Origin of the sequence: Ruania alkalisoli (genome assembly GCF_014960965.1) — a bacterium.
In the GTDB taxonomy this organism is placed as follows: domain Bacteria; phylum Actinomycetota; class Actinomycetes; order Actinomycetales; family Beutenbergiaceae; genus Ruania; species Ruania alkalisoli.
In genome coordinates this window covers 17,504-33,089 of sequence record NZ_CP063169.1, presented here as the reverse complement: position 1 = coordinate 33,089, position 15,586 = coordinate 17,504, and the positions used below count along the sequence as shown (strand labels likewise).

Here is a 15,586-nt window from a genome sequence, read left to right as displayed (position 1 = left end):
TGACAGGTCACTGGCCGAGCATCTCCGCTACCCGGCCACACCCGCCGACAGGTCGTCATGGCGGTCCACTGACGATCGCCCACGTGGATCGTCGACGGTCCATTCATGTATGCCCGAACCCACGTCGAACGTCTCACGCCCGGGGAGGGTGACCTGCGCCGTCGTATTGGCGGGGATGGTGGCGTGCACTCGCAGGGTGCCCTCGCCGGTTTCGGCCCAGCCGGACTCGGCGAGTCCGTACGGGGTTTCCTGCCGTACCGAGGCGTGCTCGAGACCGTCGATCGGAGTCGGTGCGATCCTGATTCTCCGGTACCCAGGGCCGGTCGACGTGAGTCCGGCCAGGCCGCGGTGCAGCCAGTCCGCGATCGCTCCGAAGGCGTAATGGTTGAAGGAGGTCATCTCTCCGGGGTTGATGGTGCCGTCCGGGAGCATGGAGTCCCATCGTTCCCAGATTGTGGTGGCACCCATCGTGACGGCGTACAGCCAGGACGGCACTCCGGTCTGCAGCAACAATCGGCCCGCGACGTCCGAGTACCCAGTCGAGCACAGCGCGTCGGCGATGATCGGTGTGCCGACGAAGCCGGTGCCGATCACATACCCGTCCCGGCGGACGATCTCGGCGAGCCGGTCCCCCATCTCCTGGGTGGTCTCGGAGTCGACGAGGCCGTAGGAGACGGCCATCGCGTAGGCAGTCTGGGAGTCGGAGGCAATCCGACCAGACCCGGTGACGTACTCGCGCACCCACGCCTGCCGGGCCCGCTCGGCGTAATCGCCATAGTGGGCCGCGTCCTCGGCATGACCGAGGATCGTGGCTGCCTCGGTCAACAGCGCGGCCGAGCGAACCACGTGCGCGCTGGCCACGATGTCCTTGTCCGTCAGACCCCCATCAGCCCGGTCGGGCGGTGCGGCCGGGTCGAGCCAGTCGCCGAACTGGAAGTCCCCCTCCCAGAGCAGTCGGTCTCCGGCAAGGCCGACCAGTACGTCCACCCAAGCTTTCATGGAGGGGTACTGCTCCTCGAGTGCGGCCAGGTCGCCGAAGCGCTCGAACAGCACCATCGGCACCACCGTGGCCGCATCGCCCCACGCCGCGGCGGCCTTCGGCTCATCGAGCACGTTGGGTACCACGAACGGGCAGACCCCGCCGCTCCTCGCCTGCTCGATCGCCACGTCCCGCAACCATGAGGTCAGGAAGCCGTCCGAATCGAACAGGGTGGCTGCCGTCGGGGAGAACACTTGAATGTCGCCGGTCCAGCCGAGACGTTCGTCGCGCTGCGGACAGTCGGTGGGCAGCGAAAGAAAGTTGCCCCGCATCCCCCAGACCACGTTCTCGTGCAGCTGGTTCACCAACTCGTGCGAGGACTCGAACCAGCCCGTGCGGCGCATGTCGCTACCCACCACAATGGCCGTCAGATCCCGAGGGTCAAGCCCGCCCGGCCAGTTCTCGATCTCGGCGTACCGGAACCCGTGGAAAGTGAACTCGGGTTCGAACACATCCTCGGCGCCGGAGCACGTGAACGTGTCGGTGGCCGCGGCAGCACGCAATGGGCGTGTGCCCAGCTCGTCGTGTTCGAGGACCTCCGCATGTCGGAGGGTGATGGTGTGCCCGGCAGGCCCACTCACCCGCACCCGGAGGCGTCCGACGAGGTTCTGCCCGAAATCGAGCACGGTCTTGCCCGACGGCGTCGTGATCACCTCGGCCACAACAAGCTCGCCCGTGCGCCGCACCGGTTCGGCTACGTCCGGCTCCGGCACTACGGAGACGTCCGGCACAACGGCAACTTCCGGCCAACCTGAGTCGTCAAACTCGGGTGCGTCCCAGCCGGGCAGCGTGCGCCGGGCATCCACATGCTCACCGTGGTAGATCGAGCTGGCCGTGACCGGCCCGACGGCGGCACCGCGCCAGCTCCCGTCGGTACCAATGACCTGGGTCGCCCCGTCCTCGAAGACCAGGTGCAGCTGCGCCGCAACACGCGGCTGGTCTCCATAGAAACGGCGTGTGTTCCCGTCAAAGCCGTACTCCTCCGTCCACCAGGCGCCAGCGAAGCGGATTCCGATGGTGTTCGTCCCCTCGCGCACCAGATCCGTCACATCGGTGGCCTCGTGCACCAGCCGTTCCTGGTAGACCGTCCACCCAGGCTTGAGTACGGCGTCGTCCACATCGCGGGAGTTGATGCTCGCCTGATAGGCACCGCAGGCGGTGGCGTACAGGGTGGCTGAGCGCAGGGACCCCGTCACCGCGAAGTCGGTGCGAACTTGTCCCGGGCACGCTTCGCCTCTTGGCTCGGCGAGAGCCACGAATGCGGCCTGCCACTCGCCGTCGTCGAGAAACGCGCTGCGCATGGCCACAGGCGCGCTCCATGGCGACGTGACGCCGTCAATGCCGGTCACCCGTACCTCGAGCGTGTGCCGGGCATGCGGAACCAGCGGCTCGAACGGCCACTCCACGAAGATCGAGTCGGCAGACGTCATCGCTGCTACCTGCTCGCCGTCCAGCCGCAATTCTGCGCTGCGCTGGTGCCAATCGGTGGCGTCGGAAGTCACTTCCCAGCTGATACGCGGGGTCGGGCTATCCGCGAGGGCGCCATCGGTACGGCGTTCAACACGGACACGTCGGATCTGGATACTCACAAGGATTCCTTCCGGAACTGGTCAGCCTTTGACGGCGCCGGAGGTCATTCCGGCAACGATCTGGCGGTTGAAGAAGATGTACATGATCAGCGGTGGGATGGTGATCAGCAGAATGTCCATGAAGAGCAGGTTCCACTGGTTCGACGAGCGACTCTGGAAGTTGTAGAGCGTCAGCTGGACGGTCGCATTGTCGTCCCCGGGCAGGAAGTACAGCGGGTTGGCGAAGTCGTTGAAGATCGCGACGGACTGCACGACGATCACCGTGATCGCGATGGGCCTCATCAATGGGATGATCACCGAGAAGAACAAGCGGAATGAGCTCGCTCCATCAATGATCGCCGCCTCATCCAACGACCGCGGGATCGTGGACACGAACGCCCGGAACAACAGGATCGAGAACGCCAGACCGAACGTGATCTCGATCAAGATCAACCCCGGCAGCGTGCCGAACAGGCCCACCGTCTGCAGCACCCACACCGTCGGCACCACTGCCGGCGGCACGATCAGACCAGCCAGGACGAAGAAGTTCGCCACCGTTCGCACCGGGGAGGCCCGGCGCTGCATGACGAAGCCCACCATCGCGGCGATCACCACCAGCACCGTCACACTCGCCACCGTCAAGACCACGGAGTTCACGAAGGCGCGAGCAACGATGAAGTCGCGTTGGGTGATGACCTCGATCAGGTTGTCGACGAACACCCACTCCGTCGGCCAGCTGAACGACAGCTCGGCTGCCCCGCGGCGCGTCTTCGCGGCCTGAAGAAGGATGAAGATGAACGGCAGGATGAACACGACGATCGAGACGGCGATGGCAGCGATTCCAATCACCCAGCGCATGGTGCGGTCGCGTTTCACTGCTCGACCTCCCGCTTGTTCAGCATCAGTGAGATCGGGACCATGATCGCGGTCACCACGAGGAACAGAACCACGTTGCCGGCGGTGGACAAGCCATAGAACCCGGCCTGGTACTGCTTGTAGATCACCGACCCGATCACGTCCGAGCTGAACCCCGGCCCGCCACCGGTGGTCGCCCAGATCAGGTCGAACGAACGCAGCCCACCGATCAAGGACAAGATGAGCACCGTGCCGGTCGCTGGTTTGACCAGCGGCAACGTGATCGATGTGAACACTGCCCACCTACTCGCCCCATCGACCCGGGCGGCCTCGTAGTACTCGGTCGGGATCGCCACCAGGCCGGCGATATAGATCAGGCAGGCGATCCCCAGGCCCTTCCACACATCGATCCCAGCGATCGTCAACAACGCCAGACTCGGATCCGTCAGCCATCCCGGACCTGTGATCCCGAGAGTCTCCAAGGCCCCGTTGACCACACCATCGAAAGGGTCCAGCAGCGCCTTGAACATGATCCCCACACCGATCGTGGAGACCAGCACCGGGAAGAAGATCACTGACCGCAGATAGTTGCGCCCCACCAGCGCCGAGGTGAGCAGCACTCCCAACGCCAGACCGATGACCACCTTCAACCCCGAGGTGACGAACCCGTAGATCAACGTGTTGATGAAGCTCTGATACAACTGCGGCTCACGGAAGAATTGGACGTAGTTCTCCAACCCGATGAACTCCTGATCGAATAACGTCCAGCGGGTCAGGCTGAAGTAGAACGACGCAAACGTCGGGATCGCGAAGAACACCAGGAACAACACCGCCGCGGGCAGGTAGAACCAGAGCGGATACGCATGGCGAACAGTGCCCAAGGTGCGGACCTGACGAACCCTGCCGGCCCGCACCTCGGTGGCCTCAGCGGTCACCAGCCCTCGAGGCCTAGCTGCTGAGCCTGGTTCTCCACATCACGGTCATAGTTCGCCGCGGCTTCCTCAGCGCCCCGGATACCGGAGCCCACCTCAACCGTGATCTGGGAGAGGTTCGGGCCCTTGATCGGGGAGAGGAACTCCAACGCTGGAGCGGTCCTCCCAGAATCAAAGTACGCCTGCACATCCGCAACCAACGGATCCACATCAGCGGGAAGCTCGCAACCGTTCACATACGGACCGGTCGGCGCCCCCTGCGCGGTGAAGATCTCACAGGCCTCAGTACTATTCACGAACTCCACGAACGCCTGAGCTGCCTCACGCTCTTCACCCTCAGTGGTCTGCGGGATGTAGACGCCGCTCGGTTGCCAGATCGTGGCCGAGGTGTTCGCCGGGTCATCGGCAGGCAGTGCCATGAATCGAATATCACTGACAGCATCCGGATGGTTGGCTCGAATGGTGTCCATCACGCCGGTCAGAATCGGGTAGTGCACACCCGTGCCCTCGGCGAGCATCCGCGCCCCGTCCTCGTATGTGGCCGAGGGATAGTTCTCGTTGAAATACCCAGCCTCATAGGCCTCCTGGTGGTGCACGAAGCCAGCCAGCGCAGGCTGTTCCGCGTAGAACTTCTCGTGCGCCGTATACCCCTGCGCCCACTCAGGGTCCGCGGCGTTGACGTTCGCGAAGTCAGCGAGCACGAAGAGTTGAGCGGTCCACGTGTCCCCATAGGTCTGGATGATCGGGTCATAGCCCGCCGCAGCGATCTCCTCATTGTTCGCCATGAAGTCGTCCCACGACTCCGGGACCTCCAGGCCGAGTTCATCGTAGATCGCACCGTTATAGGCGATCCCTCCCGCCAGTGACGCCCCGTATGCACCGCCATACAGGCCATTCTCCGTACTGACGACGGAGACAAAATCGTCCGTGAGCGAGTCCGCGAACGCAAAGTCGCTCATCTCTACGAGATTCTGCTCCGGATTCAGCGCTTGGAACAACGATCCAGAGTTATACATGAAGACGTCCGCCATCTCTCCAGTAGACAAGCGTGTCTTGACGAGATTGTCACCGTCAGTGCCGTCGGGCTTGGTGTCCAGGTTGACCACAATGTCGGGGTTCTCGGCCTCGAAAGCCTCGATCAATGCCTCCCCGGTGGCGGTGCTCAGGTCACCGGCACTCGTGAGAAACGTGATCTCGACGGTTCCGTCAGTACTACCACCGCCAGAGCATGCGGCTAGAACGAGGGCAGCGGCGGCGGTAGCCGCGACCATGCCAGTTCTGCGTCGAAAGGGAGTTGTGTTCATTTCCTTGCCTCCTTGCAAAGGACGATGTGGGACGCGCTTATCGCCCCACTTGATGGACTCTTCTCGTTCCTCCGGGCGCGCCACAGTGGTTACCCGGTCGATATTTCTGCGGTCGCGCCTTCTGCGACTACACTCCACCCCAGGCGACGATCACGTCGCCCGCCTCGTACGTACCCACAGGATTTGCGAAGGGCTGTGGGGACATCTGTTCCGCCTCAACGAGACGCAAATCAGGTACGGTGGCAAAGAGTTGGCTGATTGCTTCGGCAATCTCCACGCGCGCCAACTGCTGACCCACACATCCGTGGCGCCCATGCCCGAATCCGAGGTGGCCGAAGGCGTCGCGCTTCACATCGAATCGGTGCGGTTCCTCGAATTTTCGCTCATCACGATTCGCACCGACCGAAGAGACGGAGACGGACTGGCCGGCCCTGATCCGTACGCCGTCGAGCTCGACGTCTTCGAGTGCGGTGCGCGGAAAGAGCGTCAGGAACATCGCCCCGTAGCGCATGAACTCCTCAACCGCCCCCGTCATCAGCGCAGGGTCAGTGCGAAGCACGGCACGCTGGTCCGGGTGCGTCAGCAACGCCACCGTCGTGGTGGTGATCATGTAGGCGACAGAGTCGCGGCCAGATGCCATCAGGACCAATGCCAGCCCTTCGATCTCTGACTGACTCAGTTCTCCACGGACGAGGTCACTGAGAACGTCCTCACCGGGGTGCGTGCGCTTGGCGTCGATCACCTCCCGGATGAAGTCGAACTTCTGCTGAGTGGTTCCGCCTCCGACGAACAGCGTGCTGAAGGTGTCCGCGAACTCGTTCGGTATGCCGAGCACGTGGCAGTGCATCCGAGCAGATATGGGTTCGGCGTATGCAGTGGTCACATTGCCGGGCGAGCCTCCCGCAAGTAGCCGTTGCAGCTGGTCGCTGACAGTGGAGGCTACAACGTCGCGGATGCCGCGTACCGCACGCACCGAGAACCGGCTGGTGATTGCCCGCCGCAGTCGTGCGTGCTCGGCTCCATCCAACCCCAACAAGCCCGCCTCACGCATCGATCGCTGTGCTGCGAGATCAGGCGGCTCCGCGCTCGACCCCGTCTCGAGCGGCATGCGCTGTGGCTGTTGGCTGAATCGCGGGTCCGCGAGCACGGCCTGGGCGAGATCGTGTCTGGTCACTATCAGGCCATCGTGCCCGTCAGCGTATCGAAGGGGTGTGGCGCCAGCCTCGTCCCGCCAGTCCGTCAACGTTCGGGATGGGCGCAACGGGGTGCCGTCATCGGGTAGCGTTCGTACGTCATGCATGGGGCATCGAGCGGACGAGCTCATCACAGTCCTTTCCCGGAACCGACGAGGTCGGGTATCGAGGTGATGTCCTGGGCGGGCGGGCATGTGAGAGGGTCCGGCAGCCTCCGACGTGCGGTCCGAAAAGCACGCGCCATGTTCCATCCGACGACACCCGTCGCTGTGTCACCGACGTAGGCGACCGCCACGAACCGGTCTCCGTTCATGTCCCCGGCCTCGAGCCGTAGCTCGACGTCGCCAGGGAACGTGCCGAGCACCTGAATTCGGGTTCCGAACAGTTCCGTCCAGTAGAACGGGTGCCCTACCGGACTCGATGTGCCGGTGACGATCTGCTCAGCAACGGTGCGGGCATGTTCGATACCCCTGAGCTGGTGTTCGACCCGGACGGGCACACCCGTGGCCGCATCGATCCACCGTGCTACGTCACCGACAGCGAATACCCCTGGTGCCGCGCATCCTGTTGGGTCACAGAGGATGCCGTCATCGAGAGCGAGACCACTTCCGTGCAACCACTCCACCTCAGGTTCGCAGCCGATAGCTCCCACGACCAGATCGGCGCGTAGCTCACCGTCTGCAAGGTACAGCGTGGTGTGGTCGGATCCCTCATAGGCGCCAAGCACCTCGCGGGAGAGCCTGAGGTCGACGCCGTGCTCACCGAGAAGTCTGTCGACCCGGTGCTCCAGCAGGTTCCCGACTGCGCCAAGACGTACCGCGTCACCGCGTCCGAGCAGTGTGACCTCGAGGCCCTGCGAGCGAGCCGCGGCAGCAATCTCACATCCGAGCACTCCTGCTCCCACGATGACCACTCGCGACTGTCGATCGAAGGCTGCCCGGAGGGCGACGGCGTCGTCCAGTGTGCGCACGGTGTGCGCGCTTGGCACCTGAGGCAGCTTCCGCGGACGAGCACCGGTCGCCACGATGAGCGTGCTGTAAGGGACGTCGCGTCCATCAAGGCTGACGGTGCGCGATGCAAGATCGAGCGACTCGGCGCGCACTCCTGGCAGGAACTGCACGTCAAGCGCGTCGAGCCGAGCCCGATCGGTGATGGCCGTCTGTTCAGGGGTCCACGTGCCGAGCAGCACCTGCTTGGACAAGGCCGGCCTGTTGTAGGGCAGGTGCTGTTCGGCGCCGATGAGGGTGATCGGCGCCGTTTCTCCACGCTCGCGGAGAGCTTCTGCTGTCGTAAGGCCGGACAGGGACGCTCCGACGATCACGATGTGCGGCGTGCCGGTTCCACTCTTGGTGAGTTGCATGACGTCACATCTCGATGGAGATCGCACGAGCCGGGCAGAGCGCTGCGGCACGCTGGACGGCAGGCTGGTCGGCGGCCGAGGGCTCAGCCTTGATCAGGTCAACGATTCCATCGTCGTCCTGATCGAAGACCTCGTCGGCCACAAGGGCACACTGCCCGGCTCCGACGCAGGCCGAGCGGTCCACACTGATGTGCATGAGTCGTCTCTCCGGCTGTCTGAGGGAATGCTCGCTGGTTCCGACGCGAATGATGAAGTCGATCCCTGCCAGCAACACGTTGTCTCCACCGTAGGAAGGAGGCGCCGGCGTGACCATGGCAACATCGGGCAGAATATGGACAATACGAGCAAGCGGCTGGGGCGTCACTCCGGGATAGATGCGATGTTCAACAATGGATACGTACCTTCCTCATCGCATGACCAGTGAAGGGAGAACCCGGTGGCTGGAGATTCCGTTCCTGAGGGCGGGCCGGCGATCGTAGGAGCGAACTGGTACCGGTTCGTGGCGGGGGAGCAGATCCGCCATGCCGAGGTGGCCAGTGTCGCCTTCATCTGGCCGCTGACCGGCTCGGGTCAGATCACGAGCCGCGGGCAGCGCTTCCAGCTGGATTCGACGTGCCTTCTTCGGCTGCCCTGGCGCCACGATGTCGAGTACGTGGCGGACGAACGATCCCCGTTCAAGGTCGGCACGATCCATCTCGTCCCTTGGCATCGCTATGACGTGCCCGTCTCTCAACAGGTGGCGCATCGCCCGGGTGACCCGCTGCTGCACGCGGACTGGCGTCGCGGAGACCCTCTGTTGAATGCGCAGCGGCGTCGCGGTGAGCAAGCCGAGCAGCCGCAGTTGCTGAGCGGACTCAATGGGTCAGGCCGTCACATCGTGACTTTGGGCTCTTACGCGGTGGAGCGCTTCCTCGAAGGGGCACTGAGTGACGGAGCACTTCGCGCACTGGGCGTTCTGCTGGCCGAGGCGAGTGCGTATGCCAGCACCCCTCAGGATGCCGGCGTACCCGCGGTTCTCGAGGTGATGATGGAGTATGTGCGGGTACACCTCGATCGGGCACTGACCGTCGATGACATCGCGAGGGCAGGCGACTGCAGCACAACAACGGCGCAGCGCCTGTTCGCGCGATACACCGGCCAGTCAGTGCTGGCATGGACGCGGCGGCGGCAGATCGAAGAGGCCGCTCTTCTCCTTCGCACCACTGGAATGCGCGTGAATGAGGTCGCGAAGCACGTGGGCTTCGCAGATCCGCTCTACTTCTCCCGAGCGTTTCGGACAGTATTCGGTGTGCCGCCAAGTCGATACGCCGCCGCGCAGCTGCGGCCATAGTGACGCGCGACCCGGACGGTGCCCAACAAGCCCTTGAATACACGGGACACACCCTCCAGTCCAGGTCCGCTCTGGAGGATGTGTCTGCGTGGATCAGCCCGCGAGCGCGGCGTTCACCCGCTCGAACATCGCCGGAATCTGATTGCGCACCTCACCGGTGACCCCGTGCAGGGTGCCGGCCAGATGCTGCCCGTCACGCCAGTCGGTATCCCGGCGCAACCGGTCTCCGAAGCCCGGATCGATCGCCGCGGCCTCGGCGAGCAGTGCCTCATGCGCACGCCGATCGTCGACGATCGCGCCGAGCGGGGTGTCCCACCCGATCGAGCCTACCGAGGTCGAGGATCGCGGGTCCTCCACCTCCCACTCGTGCCTACCCGGCCCCACCTCGAACGGATCCTGGCCCGGCAGGGCGACCTCCGCCGTCGTGTTGGCCGGGACCAGTGCATGCACCCGCAGCCTGCCCTCGCGAACCTCGGCCCACCCAGACTCAGCGAACCCGTACGGCGTCTCACGCCGCACCGAGGCGTGCTCGAGCCCCTCGATCGGGGTCGGCGCGATCCGGAGGCGCGCATAGCCCGGCGCCTCGGGGGCCAGTCCTGCCACCCCCCGGTGCAACCAATCCGCCACCGCGCCGAAGGCGTAGTGATTGAAGGAGGTCATCTCTCCGGGGTTGATGGTCCCGTCGGGGAGCATCGAGTCCCACCGCTCCCAGATCGTGGTGGCTCCCATGGTCACCGCATACAGCCACGACGGGACCCCCGTCTGCAACAGCAACCGTCCGGCCGCGTCGGCGTGACCGGTCGCGCACAACGCATCCGCGATGATCGGCGTGCCCACGAACCCGGTTCCGATCACGTACCCGTCCCGGCGCACGATCTCGGCCAGCCGGTCCCCCATCGCCTGAGTGGTCGCGGCATCGAGCAGTCCGTAGGAGATCGCCATGGCGTACGCGGTCTGGGAGTCCGAGACGATCCGGCCCGCGCCCGTGACGTACTCGCGCACCCACGCCTTCCGGGCCCGCTCGGCATAGTCGCGATAGTGCGCGGCGTCCTCGGGGAACCCGAGCAGGTCCGCAGCCTTCGCCACCAGGGCAGCCGAACGGACCACGTGCGCACTGGCCACGATGTCGGAGTCGGTGCGCGCACCGCCCGGCTGGTCCGGGGGTGCCGCCGGGTCGAGCCAGTCACCGAACTGGAAGTCGCCCTCCCACAGCAGCCGCTCCCCGGCCAGCCCGGCCAGCACATCCACCCATGCCTTCATCGAGGGGTACTGCTCGGCCAACGCGGCCCGGTCACCGAAGCGTTCAAAGAGCACCATCGGCACCACCGTGGCCGCATCGCCCCACGCAGCCGCGGCCTGCGACTCCCCCAGCACACTCGGCACCACGAACGGGCAGATCCCGCCACTCCTGGCCTGCTCGAGCGCCACATCCCGCAACCACGAGGTCAGGAACCCGTCACTGTCGAACAGCGACGTGGCGGTCGGCGAGAACACCTGGATATCGCCGGTCCAGCCGAGCCGTTCATCCCGCTGCGGGCAGTCGGTGGGGATCGAGACGAAGTTGCCCTTCATCCCCCACACGACGTTCTCGTGCAGCCGGTTCACTCGCTCGTCCGAGCACTCGAACCAGCCCGTGCGCCGCATATCGCTGCTGATCACCACGGCGGTGAAGGCTGCGGCATCAACCTCCGGATCGAACTCCTCCGGCCAGTTCTCGATCTCGGCATACCGGAACCCATGGAAGGTGAACTCCGGCTCGAACACATCGTCCCCACCGGAGCAGACGAAGGTATCCGTGGCCTGGGCATGCCGCAGCGGCCGCACCCCGAGCTCACCGTGCTCGAGCACCTCGGCATGGCGCACCGTGATCACGTGGCCTTCCGGACCCCTCACCCGCACCCGCAGCCAACCCACCAGGTTCTGCCCGAAATCCAGGATCGTCTTGCCGGACGGCGTCCGGATCACCTCGGCCACGGCGACCTCACCCACGCGCCGCACCGGTTCGGCCGGGTCTGCCTCGGGAACCACGCCCAGATCCTGCACGACGGCGTCCGGCCAGGTGGCGTCGTCAAAGCCCACCTGATCCCAGCCCGCCAGGGCGCGCCGGCCATCGATCGCCTCACCTTGATAGATGCTGCTCGCCGTCAGCTCCCCGACGGCGGCCCCTCGCCACGTCCCGTCCGTCCCGATCACCTGGGTCGAGCCGTCCGTGAACTCGATCTGGAGCTGTGCAGCGACCACCGGCTGGTCACCGTAGATGCGCTTGGCGGCGCCATGGAACCCGAACTTCTCAGTCCACCACGCACCGGCGAACCGGATCCCGATCGCATTCGATCCCTCGCGCACCAAGCCCGTGACATCGGTGGCCTCATGCACGAGACGCTCGTGATAGTCCCGCCACCCGGGTTTGAGGACAGCATCGTCGACGTCGGCGCCGTTGATGCTGACCTGATAGCCGCCGCCGGCCGTGGCGTACAACGTGGCGGCACGGACCTGACCCCGGACCTGGAACTCCGCGCGCACCCGTCCCGGGCACGCCTCACCCTCAGGCTCGGAGAGGCCGATGAACGAAGCACGCCACTCGCCGTCGGCCAGGAACGTGCTACGCACCGCAACCGGCTCGGACCAGTCGGTGGTGACGCCGTCGGTGGAGGTGACGCGTGCCTGAAGCTCGTGGCGAGAATGCGGGGCCAGCGGCGCGAACGGCCAGTCCACGAAGACCGACTCACTGGTGTCCAGCCGGACCGTCTCGCCACCATCGAGGCGTACCTCAGCAGCGGCCTGCTGCCACGGTTCGTCGGACTCCACCACCCAGCTCAGCCGAGGTGAGGGGACATCTGCCAAGGCAGCGTCATTGCGTCGTTCCACCCGCACCCGGGTGACGCGAGAACTCATACGTTCATTGCTCCAATAGTCGACGTGGTCAGCCCTTGACGGCGCCGGATGTCATGCCGGCGACGATCTGGCGGTTGAAGAAGATGTACATGACCAACGGGGGGATCGTGATCAGCAGAATGTCCATGAACAACAGGTTCCATTGGTTGTTGCTCTGGCTCTGGAAGTTGTAGAGCGTGAGCTGCACCGTGGCGTTGTCGTCCCCCGGGAGGAAGTACAAGGGGTTGGCGAAGTCGTTGAAGATCTGCACCGACTGCACGACGATGACCGTGACCACTGTGGGTTTCATGAGCGGCATGATCACCGCAAAAAACAATCGGAACGGGCTGGCACCGTCGATGATCGCCGCCTCGTCCAACGACCGGGGGATGGTGCTCACGAACGCCCGGAACAACAGGATCGAGAATGCGAGTCCGAAGGTGATCTCGATCAGGATCAGACCAGGCAGTGTTCCGAAGAGTCCCAGGCTCTGCAGCACCCATACGGTCGGGACCACTGCCGGGGGGATGATGAGACCGGCCAGGACGAAGAAGTTCGCCACCGTGCGGATCTTGGACGCGCGCCGCTGCATCACATAGCCGACCATGGCGGCGATGACTACCAGCAGGGTCACACTGGCCACGGTCAGGATCGTGGAGTTCAGGAACGCCCGGGCCACGATGTAGTCGCGTTGGGTGATCACCTCGATGAGGTTCTCCACGAATGCCAGCTGCCTCGGCCACGAAAAGGCCAGTTCGGAGGCTTCCTGACGAGTTTTCATCGCCTGCAGCACGATGAAGATGAAGGGGACGATGAAGATCACGATGGATACCGCGATCGCGGCGATGCCCAGCACCCACCGCATGGTGCGTTCACGCCTCACTGCTCGACCTCCCGCTTGTTCAGCATCAGCGAGATCGGCACCATGATCACCGTCACCACCACGAAGAGCACGACGTTCCCGGCGGTCGACAGACCGTAGAAGCCGGCCTGGTACTGCTTGTAGATCACCGACCCGATTACATCCGAACTGAAGCCAGGCCCACCACCGGTGGTCGCCCAGATCAGGTCGAAGGAACGCAATCCGCCGATCAGCGACAAGATGATCACCGTCCCGGTCGCTGGCTTGACCAGCGGCAAGGTGATGCTCTTGAAGGCTGCCCACTTGCTCGCACCGTCCACCCGCGCCGCTTCGTAGTACTCGGTCGGGATCGCCACGAGACCGGCGATGTAGATCAGGCATGCGATGCCCAGGCCCTTCCACACATCAATCCCGATGATCGAGTACAGCGCCAGGTCCGGATCGGTCAACCATCCCGGGCCGGTGATACCGAGCGTCTCCAACGCCCCGTTCACCATCCCGTCGAAGGGGTCGAGCAGCGCCTTGAACATGATCCCGACCCCGATTGTGGAGACGAGCACCGGGAAGAAGATCACCGACCGCAGGAAGTGCCGCCCCACCAGCGCGGAGGTCAGGAGTACCGCCAACGCCAGTCCGATCACGACCTTCAGCCCAGAGGTGAGGAACCCGTAGATCAAGGTGTTGATGAAGCCCTGATAGAGCTGCGGCTCACGGAAGAATTGGACGTAGTTCTCGAATCCGATGAACTCCTGGTCGAACAACGTCCACCGCGTGAGGCTGAAGTAGAACGAGGCGAACGTCGGGATCGCGAAGAACACCAGGAACAACACCGCCGCAGGCAGGTAGAACCACAGCGGATACGCGTGACGGGAGACGCCCGAGGTGCGGGCCTTGCGAGACCTGCCGGCCCGCACCTCGGTGGTTGCAGCGGTCACCAGCCCTCGAGGCCCAGCTGCCGTGCCTGGTTCTCGACATCGCGGTCGTAGTTCGCCGCGGCTTCCTCAGCTCCACGAATACCGGAGCCGACCTCGACGGTGATGTTCTCCAGGTTCGGGCCCTTAATGGGGGAGAGGAACTCCAGCGCCGGTGCCGTGTTGCCGGCGTCAAAGTAGGACTGCACATCCTGGACGAGCGGAGGAACATCCGCCGGAAGCTCGCAACCGTTGACGTAGGGCCCGGTGGGATTGACGGCCTCGATGAAGACCTCGCATGCGTCCGGACCCGTCACGAAGTCCACGAATGCCAGGGCAGCATCCCGCTCAGCACCCTCGACGGTGTTCGGGATGTACAGACCGTCCGGCTGCCAGATCGTGGCGGAGGTGTACTGCGGGTCATCGGCGGGGATGGCCATGAAGCGCATGTCCTCCACTGCGTCCGGGTGGTTGAACCGGATGGAGCTGAGGATCGTGGTCAGGATCGGATAGTGCACCCCGGTGCCTTCGGCGAGCATGGCACCGCCGTCCTCAAAGGTGGCCGACGGGTAGTTCTCGTTGAAGTAGCCGGACTCATAGGCTTCTTGGTGGTGCCGGAAGCCGGCGAGGGCCGGCTCATCCGCATAGAAGCGCTCGTGCGCGGTGTACTGGTCAGCCCAGTCCGGATCCTGCGCGTGGACGTTGGCGTAGTCGCCCAGGACGAAGAGCTGGCTGGTCCAGGTGTCGCCGTAGGTCTGGATGATCGGGTCGTACCCGGCTGCGGCGATCTGCTCATTGTTGGCCATGAAGTCGTCCCACGACTGCGGGACCTCGAGTCCGAGCTCGTCGTAGATCGCGCCGTTGTAGACGATGCCACCGGCGAAGGAACTGCCATAGGAGCCGCCATAGAGGCCGTTCTCGGTGCTGACCACCGAGGTGAAGTCGTCCGTGAGCGAATCCGCCCACGGCCGGTCGCTGAGTTCGAGCAGATTCTGGTCCGGGTTGAGTGCCTGGAACAGCGATCCGGAGTTGTAGTTGAACACCTCGGCCATCTCGCCCGTGGCCAGCCGGGTCTTGATGAGGTTGTCGCCCTCGGTGCCTCCGGGCCGGCCATCGAGATTGACCGTGATGTCGGGGTTCTCAGCCTCGAATGCGTCGATCAGCGCTTCGGCGAGCGCGGTGTTGTCCTCATCCGATGTGGACAGGAAGGTGATCTCGACACTGCCGTCATCATCTCCTCCACCGGAGCAGGCCGAGAGTGCGAGCGCAGCTGCAGCCGCGGCTGCCACCCCGGCACCGAAGTGCCGTCGGGACGTCTTGGGGATCATGTGCTTTGCCTCCTCGCAAAGACAGTGCGG

At 64.6% G+C, this 15,586-nt stretch carries 12 protein-coding genes; 1 reads left to right on the top strand and 11 read right to left on the bottom strand.

Annotated elements, in window-relative coordinates; all coding sequences use genetic code 11:
- Positions 1 to 27 precede the first annotated feature (27 nt).
- From IM660_RS00130 to IM660_RS00100, 7 genes are all read right to left on the bottom strand, one after another.
- Complete coding sequence (locus IM660_RS00130; RefSeq protein WP_193497450.1) at positions 28 to 2,628, bottom strand: alpha-L-rhamnosidase; 2,601 nt, start codon at positions 2,626 to 2,628, stop codon at positions 28 to 30.
- Between the two features lie 21 nt (positions 2,629 to 2,649).
- Complete coding sequence (locus tag IM660_RS00125) at positions 2,650 to 3,483, bottom strand: carbohydrate ABC transporter permease (protein ID WP_425503850.1); 834 nt, start codon at positions 3,481 to 3,483, stop codon at positions 2,650 to 2,652.
- A complete protein-coding gene (locus IM660_RS00120; protein ID WP_425503849.1) occupies positions 3,480 to 4,397 on the bottom strand; it encodes a carbohydrate ABC transporter permease in 918 nt (305 codons plus the stop codon). The genes IM660_RS00125 and IM660_RS00120 overlap by 4 nt, the downstream gene beginning before the upstream one ends.
- Entirely contained in the window at positions 4,394 to 5,665 is a 1,272-nt protein-coding gene (locus tag IM660_RS00115) for an ABC transporter substrate-binding protein (RefSeq protein ID WP_246465053.1), read from the bottom strand. Before IM660_RS00115 ends, IM660_RS00120 begins: the two co-directional genes overlap by 4 nt.
- A gap of 160 nt (positions 5,666 to 5,825) precedes the next feature.
- Positions 5,826 to 6,806: a cytochrome P450 gene (locus IM660_RS00110; protein ID WP_193497448.1), complete on the bottom strand. Its 981-nt coding sequence runs from the start codon at positions 6,804 to 6,806 to the stop codon at positions 5,826 to 5,828.
- Positions 6,807 to 7,021: 215 nt separating this feature from the next.
- Complete coding sequence (locus IM660_RS00105) at positions 7,022 to 8,251, bottom strand: NAD(P)/FAD-dependent oxidoreductase (protein WP_193497447.1); 1,230 nt, start codon at positions 8,249 to 8,251, stop codon at positions 7,022 to 7,024.
- A 4-nt stretch (positions 8,252 to 8,255) separates the two neighbouring features.
- Positions 8,256 to 8,447 (bottom strand): ferredoxin, encoded by a 192-nt coding sequence (locus IM660_RS00100; protein ID WP_193497446.1) that lies wholly within the window; start codon positions 8,445 to 8,447, stop codon positions 8,256 to 8,258.
- A 240-nt stretch (positions 8,448 to 8,687) separates the two neighbouring features.
- Between IM660_RS00100 and IM660_RS00095 the strand changes: the two genes are divergently transcribed.
- Complete coding sequence (locus IM660_RS00095) at positions 8,688 to 9,581, top strand: helix-turn-helix transcriptional regulator (RefSeq protein WP_193497445.1); 894 nt, start codon at positions 8,688 to 8,690, stop codon at positions 9,579 to 9,581.
- Positions 9,582 to 9,674: 93 nt separating this feature from the next.
- On the opposite strand, the gene IM660_RS00090 is transcribed toward IM660_RS00095, so the two are convergent.
- Genes IM660_RS00090 through IM660_RS00075 form a run of 4 tightly spaced genes read right to left on the bottom strand, consistent with a single transcriptional unit; the run spans position 9,675 to position 15,556 of the window.
- The gene (locus IM660_RS00090) at positions 9,675 to 12,476 is read right to left on the bottom strand and encodes an alpha-L-rhamnosidase (RefSeq protein WP_193497444.1); all 2,802 of its coding nucleotides are present in this window, start codon (positions 12,474 to 12,476) and stop codon (positions 9,675 to 9,677) included.
- Between the two features lie 28 nt (positions 12,477 to 12,504).
- Positions 12,505 to 13,320, bottom strand: coding sequence for a carbohydrate ABC transporter permease (locus IM660_RS00085; protein WP_193499140.1), 816 nt, complete (start codon positions 13,318 to 13,320; stop codon positions 12,505 to 12,507).
- Positions 13,321 to 13,334: 14 nt separating this feature from the next.
- Positions 13,335 to 14,252 (bottom strand): carbohydrate ABC transporter permease, encoded by a 918-nt coding sequence (locus tag IM660_RS00080; RefSeq protein WP_425503848.1) that lies wholly within the window; start codon positions 14,250 to 14,252, stop codon positions 13,335 to 13,337.
- Positions 14,249 to 15,556 (bottom strand): ABC transporter substrate-binding protein, encoded by a 1,308-nt coding sequence (locus tag IM660_RS00075; RefSeq protein ID WP_193497443.1) that lies wholly within the window; start codon positions 15,554 to 15,556, stop codon positions 14,249 to 14,251. Before IM660_RS00075 ends, IM660_RS00080 begins: the two co-directional genes overlap by 4 nt.
- Positions 15,557 to 15,586 lie beyond the last annotated feature (30 nt).

What these genes read in the sequence shown, in the direction of transcription:
- IM660_RS00100 (WP_193497446.1), bottom strand. Translation starts at nt 8,447, where the DNA reads ATGCACATCAGTGTGGACCGCTCGGCCTGCGTCGGAGCCGGGCAGTGT.
- IM660_RS00115 (WP_246465053.1), bottom strand. Translation starts at nt 5,665, where the DNA reads ATGGTCGCGGCTACCGCCGCCGCTGCCCTCGTTCTAGCCGCATGCTCT.
- IM660_RS00110 (WP_193497448.1), bottom strand. Translation starts at nt 6,806, where the DNA reads ATGCCGCTCGAGACGGGGTCGAGCGCGGAGCCGCCTGATCTCGCAGCA.
- IM660_RS00090 (WP_193497444.1), bottom strand. Translation starts at nt 12,476, where the DNA reads ATGAGTTCTCGCGTCACCCGGGTGCGGGTGGAACGACGCAATGACGCT.
- IM660_RS00085 (WP_193499140.1), bottom strand. Translation starts at nt 13,320, where the DNA reads ATGCGGTGGGTGCTGGGCATCGCCGCGATCGCGGTATCCATCGTGATC.
- IM660_RS00075 (WP_193497443.1), bottom strand. Translation starts at nt 15,556, where the DNA reads ATGATCCCCAAGACGTCCCGACGGCACTTCGGTGCCGGGGTGGCAGCC.
- IM660_RS00105 (WP_193497447.1), bottom strand. Translation starts at nt 8,251, where the DNA reads ATGCAACTCACCAAGAGTGGAACCGGCACGCCGCACATCGTGATCGTC.